Below are 18,774 nucleotides of genomic sequence, written 5' to 3'. Positions count from 1 at the left end.
GCCTGGGCGGGTTCATTTGGAACGTTTGCCTGGCTACAGTCCAGAGCTTAACCCGGCTGAATTAGTTTGGAATCACCTCAAACGAGGCTTGAAGAATCGGGTTTTTCTCTCGTTGGAAGATTTGGTCAATACCGTTTTGGATCAGATAAACTTGCTGGAGGAAGATCCAGCCTTAATTCAAGTATTCTTCCGCAAGAAGGAAGTTGCATTCTTTACGGATTAATTCACGCATCAATAAGTAGATTACTAAGCCTCACAACATCAGGATGCTTTCCACCAAGCTTATTGTAGTCGCTTATAAAGTATAGATCAAGTGCTAATATCAGCTCATCTCGCTGCCAAGGAGGGTTTTTCATCTAAATTATATTTCACTAAAATTATTCATCGTCTAGCATATCAAGTATTGTCTTTGCCCAATTTAAAGTGTCACTCGGAACCGCTAAGTCTATATTCTTTTTATACGCATCATTAAACCAAGCCTCTTCAATTAATCCTGTAGATGCTATAAAATTAGACCAATAATAACGATTTGAGTTTCTATCAAACATTAACTCACCAATCCTCTTTAAATCTTCTTCTGAGAAATGGTAAGCATCTTCATCAAGATCATGAGCATCATCTTTCAGTTTCTTTGCAATTCCAAGAACTTGTGCACATTGTATCTTTCCAATGGATAGTTCTAATTTGAATACCTCCCTAACCCATCCAATGAATGTTTTATAAAGCTTGATTTGCAATTGCTTTGCCCTTACAATTTCCTCCGTTATTCCCAACCTGTCTTCTAGATACCTAATTCTCTCTGACCTATCATCTTCAACCTCCTGTCGTTCCGGTGAGCCTATGATATCATAGATAGACACCTCAAGTGCATTAGCAATCTCCCCTATCTGTTTAAGAGTAAGATTGACATCTCTACTCTCTAATCTGGCATAGTTACTTCTTTCTGTCCCTAACCTCTCTGCTACATCTACTTGTGTCAATCCCTTTGCTTCTCTAATTGAGCGTATATTTTTTGATACTTCCATGTGACTGATTTTTAGAGCAATACAAAGTTAAGCATAAAATATTATACAATTATAGTAACAAATATTAGGAATAAGAATCTACAATAGTTTAGATTTGCGTATCACATTTCAAGAATTAACAACTCAAATATTCTACATTATGTATCAGACAAGGTTAAAAGGAGCTTTAAACGCCTATGAGAACAGGATCGGAGGCAAGTTCAAACCAGACCAACGCTTCTATCAAAAGGTAAACATCAACCAAAAACGTTTTGGACAACTAGTCAGAGGAGAGAAGCCAATGTTGGGCTTTGAGGCTCGTAATCTGTCAACATTCTTTGGAGTAGCACTAGAAGAACTTATTTAAAAGTAAAAACCCTCTTACGTGGCCAGACGTAAGAGGGCGCAATCCTTAATCATTCAAAACAAGTGATTTATGACGAAAGTAAAGCAAAATGCTACTAAGGTCAAGACTAGTAGGACTAAAAGATTAACAGTACAGCCCTACATGAGAGGTGATGCTATTTACCTCAAGGTGTTCCATAATGGAAAGAGTATAGCTTTTTCTACGGGCTTAACCTGCAAACCGTCAAAGCTTCAGAAGGACTCTCTCATTATTGAAGGAGATGAATCAGCGACCGATCTACTACAGACAATGCGTTCTGATATACAAAGAACTTATGCTGATTTTCTTATTACCAAACGTCACCCAGACCTACGGGAAATCAGAGATATAGCACTTAACAAAAAGCGTAATGTTGCTGATATACCAACAGTTATACAATGCCTGGAAAAATACCTTAAGGAAGAGTTTGAAGCCTTAGAAGGTATTGAGTACGAGAAAAAGACTGTGGAGAAGAAACGGTTCTTAGTAGATAGAATAAAGCAGTACATCCTAACACGCTATGGGAACCGTTACCTGAATCTGTCCGATCTGAAACCTATTGATGGGCAAAGCCTGGTAAACTTCTGCAAAAAGACCTTTGGCCATGGACATAATCATGCTGTCCTGCATGCTGAATTTTTGAAGCGAACATTGAACTACGCTATTGCAAATGAATGGATTGATAAGAATCCTTTAGCCTTTTTTCGACCTAAGAGAGAACGCAAGGCTGTTATTGCACTTAAAGAGTCTGATCTACTACGGCTGGAGAGCACTACCTTTTTTGGGCGTGAATACAACTACGTCAGGGACGTTTTCCTTTTTTGCTGCTATACCGGCCTAGCGTATGTAGATGTAAGTAAGCTTTGCTCTTCTCATCTAGTCACCTTAGAGAATGGAGATCTTCTAATAAAGATCCAAAGAGGCAAGAATGGGAATCAATGTATCATCCCTGTTGTGCCGCAAGCTCTACAACTCATAGAGAAGTACTCCAATAATGCTGATTGCCTGCACCGAGAACGGATATTTCCTGTCTTCTCCAACCAGGTAATGAACAGGGTACTTAAGGAAATCCAAGCTCTTTGTGGCATAGACATTCGACTTACTACCCACGTAGCCCGTAAAACCTGTGCTTCCTACTACATAGCCAATGGAGTCCCTTTGACTAGTGTAGCTACTATGCTAGGACACACGAAGACTAGCACCACAGAACAATACTACACCCAACGGTCAGAAGAAGCCGTCATACAGCACATCCAAGACTTCCAACAGCGCAAGGGACTTAAATAAGCTACTCACATAACTACTTACACACCTTGCTTACAAAAGCATGGCTAGAAAACTATTGCCCACTAATAATCTATATACTTCATGAATACTCCTCGTAACAACAACCCAAAGCCCGAAACAAGGCCTCTTATTTTCAAGATCAAGGAATACCTGTTTACTGACTATGACTATCGTATCAACGTCATCTCCAATCATCTGGAGCGCAAGCATAAAGAAAAGGGTGAATGGGAGTTGGTTCCAATGAACGACTTATCAGTAGAGTTATACGAGTACGGCTTAAAAGGCTTCAGCGAAATTTTGAAGGCTTTGTTTGGCTCATCAACCATACCCAAATATGATCCGTTTGTTACCTACTTTGAAAATCTAGCACCCTGGGATCCAACACAAGAAGACTACATCAAGAAACTAGCTTCATACGTAAAAACCGATGATGATGAATGGTTTGAATTAATGCTCAGAAAATGGCTAGTAAGATACGTAGGGCAAGCTATAGGAAGAGATATGTTTAATAAGCAGTGCTTAACATTAGTAGGAAAGCAGAATGATGGTAAAACCACCTTCCTAGACTACTTAGTACCACCCGCTTTAAAGAACTACACAAGGAAAGGCTTTGACTTTGGCAGTAATGATGGAAAAAGATCATTAGTCCAAAACCTATTTATCAATCTTGATGAATTGGCTTCATTTGAGAAGAAGGAACTAAATAATGAGTTCAAATCAGTCCTTTCTGAGAAGATAGTAAAGTTCCGGCCACTGTTCCAGGATATAGAGGTACCACATCAAAGGAGAGCCAGCTTTGTCGCCAGCACCAACCACTATGAATTCTTAACTGACGAAACGGGTAATGTACGATGGCTAGCCTTTGTAGTTCATAAAATTGTTCATGACAATGGCGGCCCCAATGGGTACATGTCAGTTGACATTGACAGGGTACTAGCACAAGCTTATTACCTACTCAATGATCCAGAGTTTAAGTATGACATGTTACCTAGTGAAATCATTCATCAGGAAGCTTTAAACCGCCGCTTCCTTCGTACTACTACTGAGATGGAGATCATCTCCAAATACTTCACCCAGGGAGCAAAGGACGAAATTGATTCTATGTTCTACACAGCCTCGGATATAGAAGAATATTTAAGAGGTAAAGTTTCTCTTCGCCTTCATAGAACACAGATAGGCAAAGCCCTTCAGGTGCTTGGAATTCGTCAGGAATCCTTCTACGACTCTAAAAAGGGATATTCCTGCAAAGGGTACTTCCTGAAAACTATCCATTAATTACTTACTCGCTTACTCTATCCCCTATAATATTCTATTAATCAATAATTTATATAGTAATAAGTCGAGTGGTATAGCTATCACTCGACTTTACCTGAATCTCAGATTTTCGGTATTTCTCGAGTAAAGAATGAGAGATAGTAGCTCGAAAAAAAGAATATAACTTATTGATCCACAGAAGCCAAAGTAAGGAAGTAAGCGAGTAGTTAGGTTTTAAACCGCTAAAAGAAAAAGACAAAATGAGCCATCTAACATTCTACGATAAGATGATAATTGAAAAAGTAAAAACCATCCCTATTGTAAGCTATCTGAAGTCGGTAGGGGTGGAACCATACAGGGAGTCAGGAAGCGAACTCCTGTATTTTTCCCCACTAAGAAATGAAAGTACCCCCTCCCTCTTTGTAAACACAGCTAAAAACTGCTTTACAGACTTTGGCGGATCTGAGGAGATGAAAGGGGATAATATCCGATTGGTTCAACTTCATAGCAATAGCAGCTTTATAAAGGCCGTAGAAACGCTTTTAGCCCTGGAACAAGCAGAACCCTCATCTTTTTCCTTTAGCGGTCTTAAAGCTCAAGAAAAGGCCAAAGAAGGGCTAACTATTGTTTCTGTATGTACACTACAAAATCCGGCTCTTGTCCAATATGTAAAACAAAGGGGTATATCATTAGAATTAGCAAGTACCTATCTGAAAGAAGTAATCTATACGACAAAGAGTAAGCGTTACTTTGCTGTAGGCTTTCAGAATGATCTTGGAGGCTTTGAGCTACGAAGCAAGTACTTCAAAGGAGGTACTTCTCCTAAGTGGTATTCTACTGTACCAGGAGAAAAGGAGAATCATCTCAACCTCTTTGAAGGCTTCTTTGATTTTCTTGCCTGCTGCCAGCACCTGGGCGTTCTTAGATTAGCTAGTCCTACAATTGTCCTGAACTCACTCTCCCTGATGAGTAAGGCACTCCCTACCCTATCACACTATGAGTCTATCAATACCTTCCTGGACAATGATACCCCAGGAATTAAAGCAATCGCTAGACTAAGGCAGCATGGAGTACAAGTAAATGACTACTCCTACCTATACACTTCCTATAAGGACTATAGTGACTTCCTTATAGGAAGTGATTTTACCAGTGATTTAGATAGTGATTTACCCACCGATTTAGATACCGATCTAGCTATATAACCCATCATCAAGCAACCTTTATCAAATCATTAACGCGTACAACTATGAATAACACAAACATCAAAGTAGGAAAGAACGGCCTACGAAACTACGGCTTCAAGAAAGTACAGAAGGATAAAATCATTCACCATTATGACGATTATAGATATACAGAAAATCTGATAGGCTTATTCTATACGAAGGAATGTCAATACTGCAGGAAGGAGTATGAAGGAAAGAGAGTTGATTCTACCTTTTGCAGCCCAGGATGCCAGAAGGCGCATTTAAGACAGAGGAGAAGAAAAGCTAATTGAAGAGCCAATAAATAAGGTAAAAGTAAAAAGCCCTGAGATGATCAGGGCTTTTTCGGTTTTAATTGCGTCTGGGAGAAACCTATAATCACTTCCAGAAGAGACTCGAACACGTGACCTTCCCCTTAGCAGGGGGACGCTCTATCCAGCTGAGCTACATGACTATTGGAAGAAGCACATTAGTTTATCTTATGAAGTTAGAAGTTATTATTCAACTGTAAGTAGCTTGAAATCCTTATTCAGGATAAATTCTAGTGTATCCAGCAAATTGTCCTTGTCCATAGTAGCTTTTACGAATGTCCGGGTTTTGTAATAAAGGGGCTTATAATCAGTACTCTGTCTCATTTTAATAGTTATGATGGAATCCAACTGACCATAATATGAAGCTGAATCCATGTATGCCTTAGACTCATTCAATCCATCATTTATTTCTTCTTCCCAACCTAGTGGCAGCTCTATCCCAAGCCTTTTCATAGCTTCATAACGGCTCAAACTTGATTGTACAGATTTCCTAGCATTAACTCCTCTATTAATAAATCTGTCTTGCTGCTTTATGTAATAAAGAGATTTCATTGTATCAATAGCCCCTTCACCCACCATCGAAAATCTTACGGTGTTGATGTCATATATCTTAATTTCACGATTTTCCTTAAATGCTAGATCTTCAAAATAGGTCTTTATTCCTACATCCAGTTTCTCACATACTTCCTCCCGGCTTGGTTGACAGGATGTTGAAACACATAATAAAAGCAATCCAATTAGCTTCTTCATATCTTATTTTCTAATAAACTCTTACTTTCAAATCCCAAACATTATCAAAGTCATCAAAAAACCACTATAAGAGATCATAGCAAGATTCGTATAAAATGTCTTCGTTAAAAATAGAATTGTAAAACCTCTGATATCTTCAGTAAAAAACTATCAGAGCGCCTATGTTCCAAAAAATATAAGCTTCTACTCGGTTGTTATGCTGAACTTGAAGTGCAAGATTGTATTGCTAGACCCTGAGGATCAAGCGAAAACTAGTTAAGCGCCCGCTGTTAAGATAATGAAAAGTAATAAGTAGTACAAAAATGTTACGAATCGAAGCTATGTAACACAAAAAAAGCCCCAAACCTTGCGATTTGGGGCTTTTTGCTCCCGAAGCTGGGCTCGAACCAGCGACCCTCTGATTAACAGTCAGATGCTCTAACCGACTGAGCTATTCGGGAGTTTCGCAACCCAGATTGTTCATCTGAATTGTGGTGCAAATTTAGGCACTCTTTAGGTACAGCGCAATACCTGGCTCGAAAAAAATCTTAATTTTTAACGTGCTGCAGGATTAACTCTTTGACTCTCTTGGCATCTGCCTTGCTAAAATTATTCATAATTATTTCGGGGCGCATACGAGGAATCACCCGAATGGTGGCAAACATAACCCCATTCTCGATCTCTACCCCTGATATATCATTATAAAAAACAAAGTTGTCGGTACTGCTGAACATCTTGCGGACCTTGAAGGTAACACCCTTTTCGCCGAAGATGACCTCGTCCGGAAACATGGGATTCTTAAGACTGCTAGCTTTGAAACGTTCGTTCATGCTGGTTGCTTAGTTTAGTAGTAGTAGTTTGGGCCGCAAATATAGAAGACAACTCCGTATGCTGCCATGCGTACCCCTATAAAACATCAGTACCAGTCGGTATGACTGGCACTGATGCAAAGTACTAATGTCAAATTGATAGTGTGTGTGTTACTCTTAATAGTGTGTGTTGATCAATACGTGTGTGCGTGTGTACTAAAAAAATAGAGTGTGTATAGTGTGTGTAGGTTAAATCGAGCACTTTCCAGATATGTTCTGTCAAGAATCCGGTCGAGTCAGAGAAAGCTGAGTTGACCGGATGCCGATTGATTGTTCTCCTCTGATGATTCAAAATTAATCTATCTATAAGCGGATGTAACAATGTTTCGACAAATGGTAGGCATTCGGAGATGAACTGCATCAAATATGGCTTTTATGGTTACCGTTGGTAAACTCAGCCGGAAGTGTGGTAGGCGGGGCTACAGAAAGCCCCGCCAGGAAGCTTGTCAGGACAGCGGTACGTGCAGGACTTTCTTGGTAGTAAAGAACTCTTCGCTGAAGTAATCCGAAAGTTCATAGGTATATACCCGGCGGCCCAGTTCCTGAATCTCTTCGTCCAAATCGCCGCCTTTGAGGTACAGTATGCCGTTTTTGAGGTCGTGGAAGGAGTTCCGGCTGATACTGCCGCGCACCCATCCCACAAAGGGAGCCAGTCGCGTAACGGCCCGGCTTACCACAAACTCGTAGGTATCGTCGAGCTTCTCGGCCCGTACCTGCTGGGCTCTTACATTCTGCAGCCCCAGGGCCCGTACTACTTCCTGTACTACCTTTATCTTTTTGCCGATGCTATCCACCAGGTGAAACTGTGCCTCCGGAAACATCACCGCCAGCGGAATACCCGGAAAACCTCCGCCCGTACCTACATCCAGAATACTAGTACCCGGCTTGAACTGTATCACCTTGGCTATCCCCAGCGAGTGCAGGATATGGCGCTCGTATAAGGTATCAATGTCCTGCCGGGAGATTACGTTGATCTGAGAATTCCAGAACCGGTACACCTCGTCCATTTGTGCCAGCTGGTCGCGCTGCGTGTCGGTCAGGTTGGGGAAGTATTGTAGTATTTGTTCCATTTAGTATTTGTGTACGTAGTAATAACCGGGTCAATCAGCGCCACTTTGTATCTTTTTTGGGCTTGGTAAACATCATGAGCCCCATAAGTATATAGTAGATAAAGAAAGCCAGGTCCATAAACAGGAAGGTATGGATTCCGACGGTGCGGTCGAGCCGCTTGTTGATCCCTCCCAGTACGATCAGCTGCACCAGCCACCTGAACGCAAATGCTCCGCCCAGTATCTGCAGCAGCAGCAAGTCCTGATTGAGCAGCCCGTACGCCAGGCAGGCGATACCCGCCAGCCACACGCCCACGTGCGAGCCTGACAGCAACCCCAGCAACGTTTTGTACTTAGGCTTATATAGCTTTCCTACCGACAGGTGCCGGCGTTTCTGGGTGATCCAGCTGCCCCAGCTGGTCTTCGGCACTGAGTACATAAATGACTCCGGGTCCAGGTTGATGACGGTATTATCCGAAGTAGCGGCTTGGTTCATGAACAGGTCATCGTCCCCACCGACTACTCCTTTATGAGTATAGAACCCCTTGTGCTCAAAGAACAGCGACTTTTTGTACATCAGGTTACGACCGACTCCCATATAGGGCCAGCCCACCCGCGCAAACGACAGGTACTGCACGGCCGTGTAGAAGGTCTCGCAACGGATAAACCAGTTGAGCAAGCCACCGGTCTTCATATACGGTGAGAAGCCCAGTACAATATCCTTCCTGTCTGAAAGCTGCGCTACCATACTGGAGATCCAGTTGTTACCTACCGGGCGACAGTCCGCATCGGTCATCAGAGCTATGGGGTACTGGGCGTGCTTCATCCCCACCGAGAGCGCGTATTTCTTGGGAGTAATGTGCTTGTGCTCCGCATCAATGCGGATAAAGCGCACATGATCCCAGTCAAAGACGTGCTTTTTGAGAAAGTCGTGGCTCCCATCCGTAGAGCGGTCGTCCAGGACCAGCACTTCAAATGTAGGGTAGTCCTGAGCATCAAGTAACGGAAGAAGTTCCTGTAGGTTTTCCAGTTCGTTCCAGGCACACACCAGTACAGTTACGGCCGGTGCATTGGGGCCGGGTTCGGAGTACTGCCTATACCCGATAAGACGGGTAAATACAAACAGATAATAGAAGAGCTGAATCAGAATAAAGAATCCGAGAATCGCAAGTAAAAGTTCGGTCACGCAGTAGATGGTTAGTCTTCAAGTTCAGGACAAATATACGGTCATTGACAAGAATCTTTAAGTGCATCCTTGTATTTTTGCGGGCACATCAACAAGTTCATTGAATGAATTTTACATTAGAAGCTCAGGATGCCTCCACAAAGGCCCGCGCCGGGCGGATCGAAACTGACCATGGCTCCATCCTGACCCCTATTTTTATGCCGGTGGGCACGGCTGGCTCGGTCAAGGCCGTCCACCAGCGCGAACTCAAAGACGATATCAACGCCCAGATTATACTTGGTAATACCTATCATCTCTACTTACGTCCTGGCTTAGACATTATACAAAAAGCGGGCGGCCTGCACAAATTTAACGGATGGGAGCGCCCCATACTGACCGACAGCGGAGGGTATCAAGTGTATTCTCTGGCTGGAACGGGGAGAAAAATCAACGAAGAAGGTGTGGCATTTAAGTCACACATTGACGGGTCGCTCCACACTTTTACGCCTGAGCGGGTGATGGACATCCAGCGCGTCATTGGCGCCGACATCATCATGGCCTTTGACGAATGTACCCCCTACCCCTGCGACTACGGTTACGCCCGCCAATCCATGGAAATGACACACCGCTGGTTACGACGTTGTTGTGACCGGTTTGACAGTACCGAGAGTTTGTATGGCTACAGCCAGACCTTGTTCCCTATCGTACAGGGAAGCGTTTACAAAGATCTGAGACAGCAGTCGGCTGAAACCATTGCCTCCATGGAGCGCGAAGGCAACGCCATCGGTGGGCTGTCTGTAGGGGAACCCGCTGAGATCATGTACGAACTCACTGAGGTTGTGTGTGATATTTTACCGAAGGATAAGCCCCGCTATCTGATGGGGGTTGGTACACCCGCCAATATTCTGGAAGGGATCGCGCTGGGCGTAGATATGTTCGACTGCGTCATGCCAACGCGCAATGCCCGCAATGGCATGATTTTTACCACAGAAGGGATAATCAATATCCGAAACGAAAAGTGGAAGGACGATCTGTCGCCCATTGATGAAAACCTGGGTGGATACGTCAGCACCTTTTACTCGAAAGCGTACCTACGTCACCTGATCAGATCCGATGAAATGCTCGGTGCTCAGATTGCCAGTGTACACAATTTGACATTTTATCTGTGGCTGGTCGGGCAGGCAAGGGAAAAAATTATAGCCGGAGAATTTCGGAGTTGGAAAATTGAAATTGAAAAAAAAGTGATGCAACGTCTTTGAAAGTTCAGAAAAGGACTTTTTTTTCGGGCTAAAATTGAGCTTAATTAAGAATTTGAAGCACTAAGGCTAATTTTAACGACCTATTCAAGTTGGTTAACTCAAAGGGTTAACCTACTTTTGCGACAATTAGTATTCGGTTAAATAAACTGTTGCGTAATACGGTTGTTAATTTAGCAGAATCCATGTTCATCTCATAACGCTAACTTGTATAGTATGAAAAAAGTATCCCTGTTGATTAGTTCGCTTGCTTTGGGATCAATACTGGCTTTGCCTCTGAGTGCACAGCCTGCGAGCTCACAGCAACCGCCTCTAACGCAGCCCACACAGCCCAATTCACCGGACTATAATCCCCGGGCTGCCTATGAAGGCCCTTATAAGCTGAATACGTGGTCTATTTCTGTTCACGGCGGTCCTACCCAATTCTTCGGAGACCTGAGAGAATACGACTTCATGCCAGTGACCCAAAACTCATCTGATAGCTACAGCGAGTGGGGAACATTCCAGGGAGGCTTAACGCTAAACAAACAGCTTTCATATCTTTTTGGCCTGCGTGCTGACGTAACTACCGGTGCTCTGCGTGGTATGAAGCGTCGTTTTTACTATCGCTACTTCCGCGGAACGTACACAGACTTCTCTATCGCAGGTACTGTAAACCTGAAGGGAATCCTGTTTGGTCCTAACAAGATGAAGCACTGGAAAATCGATGGTTACGTAGGAGCTGGTCAGGTATGGTATAACTCTACCGCTTACGAACTTGGTACAGGTCGTGTTATCCGCAGCACCGGAGGCACTACTAATGACTGGATCATACCCCTAGGTCTGAACATCAACTACGAACTGAGCCCCCGCTTTGATATAGGTGTGGATTTCCGCGTGAACCATGTTAACTCGGATATCGTGGATGCTACCTTCGGAGGTGACTACTCAAGAGATCCTAACGATGGAGTTAATCTTACCAACATGACTTCACACCGTCGTGGTAACTCCGCTCTTGATAAATACGGCTACGGCTCTCTGATGCTTACTTATAAGTTCGGAAAGAACCCACTGCGTGTTCGTAAAGCAGATGGACGTTACGAGTATACACCTGAAGAAGGTTTCTACCACCTGCGCTACACCGACCCACGGGTACTCGTGAAGCCACCAAAGATCCTGACTCTGGAAGAAATGGACTCAGTTGCTAAAGCTAACCGTCCACCAGATATCGATCCCCGCCTGCTGCTTGATACCGACGGTGACGGTGTATCTGACTTCTTCGATAAAGAGCCTAACTCACCTGCCGGTAGCGTAGTAGACGGTAGTGGTCGTGTGATTGACTTCGATCGTTATGTAAGAGATGCCATTGCCTCAGGTGCTACCTGTAGCGAAATCTTCACCAACGTGATGTTTGACACCGACAGAAGTGTGATCAAACCTGAGTACCGCGAAATGCTGACCAATGTCGCTACCCTGATGAACCGCTCGGGCTGTCGTCTGCAACTGGCTGGTCACGCTGACCGTCGTGCATCTGACCGTTACAACATGGCTCTGTCACGCCGCCGCGTAGAAGCCGTTAGAGAGTTCCTGGTTAACGAGGCGGGTCTGCAGGATCCAAGCAAGATCATCGTTGACTACTTCGGTTCATTCAAGCCAATCGCTGAGGGTACTACCCGCACCGGTCTGCAGAGAAACCGTCGTGTAGAACTGAAACTGCTCCCTTAATGCAGAGCTCAGAAATATATTAAAACAAAAAAGGCTCCCCCCCAAGGGAGCCTTTTTTCAGTCACTCCATTAAAAGATCAAGGCTATGTACCCTACCAGGGAGCATAGCTGCCTAAGCCTAAATCCTGTGTACGACTTACTACTTGCCAAAGAAAAAAGAATAGCTGTCATCGGGCTGGGATATGTGGGACTTCCCATTGCCCTGGAATTTGCCAAAAAGTTTAGTGTTATTGGTTTTGATATCAACGCTGATCGGGTCGAGAAGATGCGCCAGGGAGTTGATCCCTCTCGTGAGATAACCCCTGAAGACTTTCAGGAAAAAGATATCTTCTTTACCAGCAACGCCGACGATTTACTGCAGGCCCATTTCTTCGTAGTGGCCGTGCCTACCCCGGTCGACTCTTACAAAGTGCCGGATCTGAAACCCCTGCAAAAGGCATCCGAGCTGGTAGGAAGGGCTCTCAAAGAGGGCGACTATGTCATATTCGAATCCACCGTATACCCGGGCTGCACCGAAGATGATTGCCTGCCGCTCCTGGAGGAGCACTCCGGCCTGAAGGTAGGCCAACACTTCAAGATTGGGTACTCACCCGAACGCATCAACCCGGGCGATAAAAACCGGGCTCTCCCCGATATTCTGAAGATTGTTTCGGGTAGTGATGCCGAAGCCCTGGAAGAGATCGCCGCCGTATACGGTAGTATAATTACCGCCGGTATTTATAAGGCGCCCACCATCAAAGTAGCCGAAGCCGCCAAAGTTATCGAAAATACGCAGCGCGATCTGAATATTTCGCTGATGAATGAGCTGGCTATCATCTTTGACCGGATGGGTATCGATACGCAGGAAGTGATCAAAGCAGCGGGCACCAAATGGAACTTCCTGAAGTTCTACCCCGGCCTCGTAGGCGGGCACTGCATCGGGGTAGACCCTTACTACCTGCTTCACAAATCAAAACAACTGGGCTACGATCCGCAGGTGATTAACAGCGGCCGGCGCGTCAATGATACTATGCCGGCCTTTGTCGCCAAGAAGCTGGTGCAGATGCTCATACAGAAGAATAAGAGCCCGCAGAGCGTACGGGTATTGGTCATGGGAATCACTTTTAAAGAAAATGTAGCCGATATTCGTAACTCTAAGGTAGCGGATCTGGTTAAGGAACTGATGCAGTACTCCGTTCATGTTCATATCGTCGATCCACATGCTTCGCCCAATGAAGTAGCTCACGAGTATAACCTGACTTTAGTAGACAGTCCATCTAACCGCTATGATGCAGTCATTGTGGCCGTAGCTCATGATGAGTACCGTGATCTTGGCAGTGAATATTTTAAAGCGATTTGTCAACCCGACGCCATCCTGATGGATCTGAAAGGACTATATCCTGAACAGAACCAGCACCTTATGTACTGGCGTCTGTAACTTTCACTGATAATTAGCCTGAAACCTTATACTTAACATTTAACTACATTTATGAAAGAATTCGACTATCTGGTAGTGGGAGCCGGACTTTGGGGGTGTGTATTTGCCCACGAAGCTACCAAGAGGGGTAAAAAATGCTTGGTTATAGATCGTCGCAACCATATTGGCGGCAACACGTATTGTGAAAATGTGGAAGGAATTAACGTACATAAGTACGGGGCACATATATTCCATACCAACGACAAAGAGATCTGGGATTACGTCAACTCCTTTGTAGAATTTAACCGGTATACCAACTCCCCAGTAGCCAACTACAACGGCGAGCTGTACAACCTCCCCTTCAACATGAATACGTTCTACCAGTTGTGGAAGGTAAAAACGCCGGAAGAAGCCAAGGCCAAGATAGCCGAGCAGGTAGAGCAGGCTGGTATCAAAGAGCCCCAGAACCTCGAGGAGCAGGCAATTTCGCTGGTGGGGGTAGATATGTACGAGAAGCTCATCAAAGCCTATACCGAAAAGCAATGGGGACGTAAAGCTACCGAGCTGCCGGCTTTTATCATCAAGCGTTTGCCGGTACGCTTTACTTTTGATAACAACTACTTCAACGATCGCTACCAGGGTATACCCATCGGGGGCTACAATAAGCTGAGCGAGGGGCTGCTGGAAGGCTCTGAAGTACGCTTAGGGGTAGATTTCTTTGCCAATAGACAGGAGCTGGCCGAGCTGGCTGATACTGTAGTATATACAGGTAAGATAGACGAGTACTTTGACTTCCGCTTTGGTGCGCTGGAGTACCGCAGCCTGCGTTTTGACGACGAATTACTAAATACTGATAACTATCAGGGCAACGCCGTAGTTAACTATACTGACTCCGAAACGCCCTATACACGCATCATTGAGCACAAGCATTTTGAGTTTGGAACGCAGCCCAAGACCGTAGTCACGCGCGAATATCCGCAGGAGTGGACTCCGGGTGCTGAGCCTTACTACCCCATCAATGACGACAAGAATGATCAGCTTTTCCGGCAGTACAAATCCCTGGCTGAGCAGGAGCAAAATGTGATCTTCGGAGGTAGGCTGGCCGAATACCGCTACTATGATATGCATCAGGTGATAGGCTCAGCGTTGAAAAAAGTAAAAGTGCATTTTGGTGAATAATCAAAACTGAGCAACATGATAAAAAGCGTGGGTGGAGTGATTCTGGCGCTGCTTCTGCTGAGTGCCTGCCGTACTCAGCAGGTGGCTCCCCGGATCACTTCCCAACAGCTTACACCACCGTCCCTTACGGTCAATAAAGGCGCTTACCTGATCAAGCCCGGCGACCGGCTTCGCATCCGCAACCTGAACTGGCTTACAGACCTGTTTCCGGACCCGGCCCTGATGAAAAGTACTCCCGCGGGGGGCAGAAGCGAAGGAGGATTTGCGGTATCAGTGAGCTCGGATGGACTGGTAAGCATGCCAGAGATTGGTACACTGAAGGTAGAAGGGCTTACCCGCAAGCAGATAGCTGATACGCTGTCGGTACTGTACCGCGACGTAGTACGTGATCCGCTCTTCGAAGTAGAGATTACCAACCTGCGTGTAAAAGTGCTCGGTGCAGTCAATAATCAGGGTCTGATTCCGTTAGAAAAAGAGTATCAATCGCTGGGTGAGGTACTGGCAAAAGCCGGCGGTATCCGCTACAACGAAGCTGGCAATACGATACAGATTATACGAGGTGAGGGAGATCACCAACAAACGGTGGAGTATGATTTTCAGCAGTTAGGTAATCCGCTTATTGTAAATCAGTATATTTATGATAACGATATTGTCTATGTACCTCCTTCCCGCGAAAACCTGCGTACGGTCAAGTTCCAGCGTAATCTGACCTTAGTACAGCCACTGCTGGTAGCTCTGAACCTGGCAGTACTGGTATTGAACCTAGCCAATCGTTAGAAATTCCACAGCCATTCGTTCCTATGCACTCCTCTCCTGATGAATTATTGGCCACAATCGGAAGTGACATACACATCCATGTGCTACCCGCTATTGATGACGGAGCCGCTACTATGGACGATAGCCTAGCCTTACTGGAGCTGCATTATAAGGCCGGAATCCGTCGGATCGTAGCTACTCCCCATATTCGCTCTGATTTCTTTCCCAATACAGCCGACACTATCAAGGAAGCTTATACCAAGCTTCAGTCCGTGGCTGCTCAACGCTGGCCTGATCTGGAGCTTACCTATGCGGCTGAGTACTACGCGGATGATTACCTGATGGCCCTGATTGAGACGGATGAGCTACTCCCCCTCTTTGACCGCTACGTGCTGGTCGAAACATCCATGCGTTCGGAGCAGCCTTACTTCATCGATATCCTGAGAGCCATGATTGACAGAGGCTGGAAGCCGGTACTAGCCCATCCGGAGCGGTACCGCCCCTGGCATCACCGCCCGCAGCGGTATGCCGAACTCTACGAAATGAATGTTATATTTCAGATAAATCTGCTGTCGCTGGGCGGGCTGTACGGGCCGGCTGAGCAAGCCCTTGCCGAAAAACTGATTCAGCAAGGCTGGGTAGGTGCAGTAGGGTCAGATCTGCACCAGGCGGCTCAGTACCGCTACATACACCGGGCCTTACAGAACCCCTCCATTCAGCTGCTGGGCGATCTGCCCTTACTGAACCACACCATACTACTAGCTGATAAAGCATGAAGAACGATAATGACAGCGTCTTTTTTGAGCAGCTACTAAGCCATTCCGACTCGCTTGACTTTCAGAAACTGATGAAGGTCCTGGCCAGTCGCTGGTACTGGATTGTGGGGGCGCTTCTTCTTACGAGTATTCTCTGCTTTATATATCTCAAACTGGCTACTCCCCAGTACGTTGGCTCCGTTACGATTAAGTACCTGGAGAAGCGTTCGCAACTCGATGATTTTGCCAATTCACAAACTACCTACCTGTTTAACTCCGGTAATACCGACTACCTAACCGAAAAGTACAATGTCAAGTCACAGGAGGTAGTCCAGAATGCCATCACGAAGCTGAACAATCCCTTTACCTTCTACCGATTGAAGGACCTGCGACGTATCGACGTATACCCCAACCGACCACTGGACCTGGAAGTCATCAGCTACGACCGCGAATTGTACGAGCATGGTACTTTCGTACTGGAAGATGACCTCTCCCTCACCTACCAAACCCAAACCAGCGAGGTACCTATCCGGCTGGTGGAGCGTTCGTTGGTATCGCTACGGGGCTTGGTATTCCGGGTAAAGACAATAGCTCCAAACACCGAGGGATATATTTATGAATTTGTGTTTAATGATCCGGTACGTTTAGTTAATAGCTTCGTCAGTCGTATTGATATGGACGAAGTAGAGCAGGATATGCCCGTAATGGCTCTTTCTTTCCGTTATCATAATCCTGCTTTTACCAAGGATTTTCTGGATCAACTACTGGAGGCTTACCGGGAATTTGATCTGAAGCAAAAGCAACAGTCATCGGACCTGACTATCCGCTTTATCAATGATCAGGTGGATATCTATTCGGCCTCGCTCAAGGAAGCCGCCCGCGAGCTCGAACTATTCAAGCAGCGCAATCAGGTACTTGATATAAGTAACTCAGCCACCGAAATCACCTCCAAGGTACGGGAACTGGAACAGCGCAAGAATGAGCTCGAGATCCAAAAGGCCTATATCAACATGCTCGAAAGCAACCTGGGCAGTACCTTTGAACATGTAGACTACCTCTCGGTAGGGCTGGATGGTACAACGGATGCTGTACTCGTCAACCTGCTCGAACGCTTTAATACGTTGATTACACAGCGTAAGGAACTGCTGGTGAAGTACAGCCCCAACTCTTCTACCGTTCGGAACCTGGACGAGGAGCTCAACAAATACCGTAGTCAGATCCTGGACAACATACGCCTGCAGAAGCAGAAGAACAATGGTACCATCCGCATTCTGGATAATAATATAGCAGTTTTCAGGAGAAGGTTCAACCAGATTCCGGCGCTGGAAAAGAACTACATTTATCTGCAGAGCAATTTTGAGGTTAACAAAAACATCTACTCCCTGCTGCTGAACAAGGAGATAGAATCGTCCATTGTGCGGGCGGGTATGTTACCTTCCTTTCAGGTAGTTACGCAGCCTGACCTGGATAAGGTTTCGCCTAAGCCCCTGCAGATCATAGCACTGTCCCTGTTTCTGGGCTTAGGGTTGGGACTAGGTTCGGTATTGGCTACCCGCTACTTCAATCACACCTTTACGGATATGGCGCAGATTGATAAGCATCCGCGTGTAAGCCTGCTGGGCATTATCCACCATTTTCCGGGTAAAGTGACCAACAGTAGCCGTGACCTTAACCAGTTCCTCTCCGATCGTAGCGTATTTACTGAGTCCATCAGTGCACTACGTACGCGGTTGAGCTTTTCAAAAAGTCAACTGGTGGAAAAGAAAGAGTCCGGCAAGCAGATCCTGATCACCTCCGAAAAGTCTGGTGAGGGAAAATCATTTGTCACGGTCAACCTGGCCCTTTCGCTCAATAAGATAGGCCGGAAGGTAATAGTTATTGGAGGTGACCTGCGGAAGTCGCGCCTGCATCTGTTCTTTGATGAGCACAACCGGTACGGCCTGAGTAATCTGCTGCAGGAAGAGAGCTGTGATTATGATAAATTTATCTATGCCTCTACCATCCCTAACCTCGATTATATACCCGCCGGACCGGCTCCTTTTAACCCGGCCGAACTACTACAAAAGCCTGTGTTTGAGGATCTACTGGCTTACTGCCGCACCCACTACGACTTTGTGCTTCTTGACACCGCACCGGTAGGCCTGGTAGCCGATAATGTGCCACTTTTAAACCAAAGCGATCATATTTTGTTTATAATCAGGTGGCTCTACTCCGAGAAGGAGGCGTACCGCCTGCCGGCGCAGTTGTCCGAAGAATATGATATCAAAGATGTAAAAGTAGTCGTAAACGACTTTTACCCTGATAATCTGTACAGTAGCCTTACTTCCGGCTCTTACTACGGGTCCGGGTATAGTCATTATCGCTACGGCTACGCTTACAATGACAACGGCTATCTTTCAAAACCCTCCCCCGGCTGGAAAAAAAGAATAAAGAATATATTCAGTGTCCGTAAGGAGTAGCTCACCGCTAAACT

General features: G+C 45.5%; 17 protein-coding genes and 2 tRNA genes. 12 read left to right on the top strand and 7 right to left on the bottom strand.

The window, feature by feature from the left end:
* A partial coding sequence (locus JTN23_RS16520; protein ID WP_247236095.1) for a transposase occupies window positions 1-223 on the top strand: 223 nt, incomplete at its 5' end.
* Window positions 224-377: 154 nt separating this feature from the next.
* Here JTN23_RS16520 and JTN23_RS16515 read toward each other — a convergent pair.
* Window positions 378-1,025 (bottom strand): helix-turn-helix domain-containing protein, encoded by a 648-nt coding sequence (locus JTN23_RS16515; RefSeq protein ID WP_247236094.1) that lies wholly within the window; start codon window positions 1,023-1,025, stop codon window positions 378-380.
* Between the two features lie 415 nt (window positions 1,026-1,440).
* Here JTN23_RS16515 and JTN23_RS16510 point away from each other — a divergent pair, with 415 nt between their 5' ends.
* From JTN23_RS16510 to JTN23_RS16495, 4 genes are all read left to right on the top strand, one after another.
* Window positions 1,441-2,676, top strand: a complete 1,236-nt coding sequence (locus tag JTN23_RS16510) for a site-specific integrase (RefSeq protein ID WP_247236093.1) — start codon at window positions 1,441-1,443, stop codon at window positions 2,674-2,676.
* Between the two features lie 81 nt (window positions 2,677-2,757).
* Window positions 2,758-3,951, top strand: coding sequence for a VapE domain-containing protein (locus tag JTN23_RS16505; protein WP_247236092.1), 1,194 nt, complete (start codon window positions 2,758-2,760; stop codon window positions 3,949-3,951).
* Between the two features lie 239 nt (window positions 3,952-4,190).
* On the top strand, window positions 4,191-5,132 hold the full coding sequence (locus tag JTN23_RS16500) for a DUF8464 domain-containing protein (RefSeq protein ID WP_247236091.1): 942 nt from the start codon (window positions 4,191-4,193) through the stop codon (window positions 5,130-5,132).
* A gap of 44 nt (window positions 5,133-5,176) precedes the next feature.
* Window positions 5,177-5,425: a hypothetical protein gene (locus JTN23_RS16495; RefSeq protein ID WP_247236090.1), complete on the top strand. Its 249-nt coding sequence runs from the start codon at window positions 5,177-5,179 to the stop codon at window positions 5,423-5,425.
* Window positions 5,426-5,519: 94 nt separating this feature from the next.
* Here the strand turns inward: JTN23_RS16495 and JTN23_RS16490 are convergent.
* The 6 genes from JTN23_RS16490 to JTN23_RS16465 form a co-directional block, all read right to left on the bottom strand.
* Window positions 5,520-5,578: transfer RNA gene (locus JTN23_RS16490), tRNA-Ser, on the bottom strand.
* A gap of 51 nt (window positions 5,579-5,629) precedes the next feature.
* Window positions 5,630-6,193 (bottom strand): hypothetical protein, encoded by a 564-nt coding sequence (locus JTN23_RS16485; RefSeq protein ID WP_247236089.1) that lies wholly within the window; start codon window positions 6,191-6,193, stop codon window positions 5,630-5,632.
* Between the two features lie 366 nt (window positions 6,194-6,559).
* Window positions 6,560-6,633: transfer RNA gene (locus JTN23_RS16480), tRNA-Asn, on the bottom strand.
* Window positions 6,634-6,720: 87 nt separating this feature from the next.
* Window positions 6,721-7,002 (bottom strand): hypothetical protein, encoded by a 282-nt coding sequence (locus tag JTN23_RS16475; RefSeq protein ID WP_247236087.1) that lies wholly within the window; start codon window positions 7,000-7,002, stop codon window positions 6,721-6,723.
* A 485-nt stretch (window positions 7,003-7,487) separates the two neighbouring features.
* On the bottom strand, window positions 7,488-8,111 hold the full coding sequence (gene rsmG / locus JTN23_RS16470; protein WP_247236086.1) for a 16S rRNA (guanine(527)-N(7))-methyltransferase RsmG: 624 nt from the start codon (window positions 8,109-8,111) through the stop codon (window positions 7,488-7,490).
* 34 nt (window positions 8,112-8,145) lie between these two features.
* Window positions 8,146-9,276 carry a glycosyltransferase gene (locus JTN23_RS16465; protein ID WP_247236083.1) on the bottom strand — a complete coding sequence of 377 codons (1,131 nt, stop codon included), beginning with the start codon at window positions 9,274-9,276 and terminating at the stop codon, window positions 8,146-8,148.
* A 104-nt stretch (window positions 9,277-9,380) separates the two neighbouring features.
* On the opposite strand from JTN23_RS16465, the gene tgt reads away from it, so the two are divergent.
* The 7 genes from tgt (at window position 9,381) to JTN23_RS16430 (ending at window position 18,760) form a co-directional block, all read left to right on the top strand.
* Window positions 9,381-10,514 carry a tRNA guanosine(34) transglycosylase Tgt gene (gene tgt / locus JTN23_RS16460; protein ID WP_247236082.1) on the top strand — a complete coding sequence of 378 codons (1,134 nt, stop codon included), beginning with the start codon at window positions 9,381-9,383 and terminating at the stop codon, window positions 10,512-10,514.
* A 213-nt stretch (window positions 10,515-10,727) separates the two neighbouring features.
* On the top strand, window positions 10,728-12,215 hold the full coding sequence (locus tag JTN23_RS16455) for an OmpA family protein (protein WP_247236080.1): 1,488 nt from the start codon (window positions 10,728-10,730) through the stop codon (window positions 12,213-12,215).
* Between the two features lie 127 nt (window positions 12,216-12,342).
* The gene (locus JTN23_RS16450; protein WP_247236079.1) at window positions 12,343-13,632 is read left to right on the top strand and encodes a nucleotide sugar dehydrogenase; all 1,290 of its coding nucleotides are present in this window, start codon (window positions 12,343-12,345) and stop codon (window positions 13,630-13,632) included.
* A gap of 51 nt (window positions 13,633-13,683) precedes the next feature.
* Window positions 13,684-14,790, top strand: coding sequence for a UDP-galactopyranose mutase (gene glf / locus JTN23_RS16445; RefSeq protein WP_247236077.1), 1,107 nt, complete (start codon window positions 13,684-13,686; stop codon window positions 14,788-14,790).
* Window positions 14,791-14,805: 15 nt separating this feature from the next.
* Window positions 14,806-15,567, top strand: coding sequence for a polysaccharide biosynthesis/export family protein (locus JTN23_RS16440; RefSeq protein ID WP_247236075.1), 762 nt, complete (start codon window positions 14,806-14,808; stop codon window positions 15,565-15,567).
* Between the two features lie 23 nt (window positions 15,568-15,590).
* Window positions 15,591-16,322, top strand: coding sequence for a tyrosine-protein phosphatase (locus tag JTN23_RS16435; RefSeq protein WP_247236074.1), 732 nt, complete (start codon window positions 15,591-15,593; stop codon window positions 16,320-16,322).
* Entirely contained in the window at window positions 16,319-18,760 is a 2,442-nt protein-coding gene (locus JTN23_RS16430; RefSeq protein WP_247236073.1) for a GumC family protein, read from the top strand. The genes JTN23_RS16435 and JTN23_RS16430 overlap by 4 nt, the downstream gene beginning before the upstream one ends.
* The last annotated feature ends 14 nt before the right edge of the window (window positions 18,761-18,774 follow it).

It is taken from the genome of Telluribacter roseus (assembly GCF_017355915.2).
Classification (GTDB): domain Bacteria; phylum Bacteroidota; class Bacteroidia; order Cytophagales; family Spirosomataceae; genus Telluribacter.
This window is presented reverse-complemented; position numbering and strand designations above follow the sequence as displayed.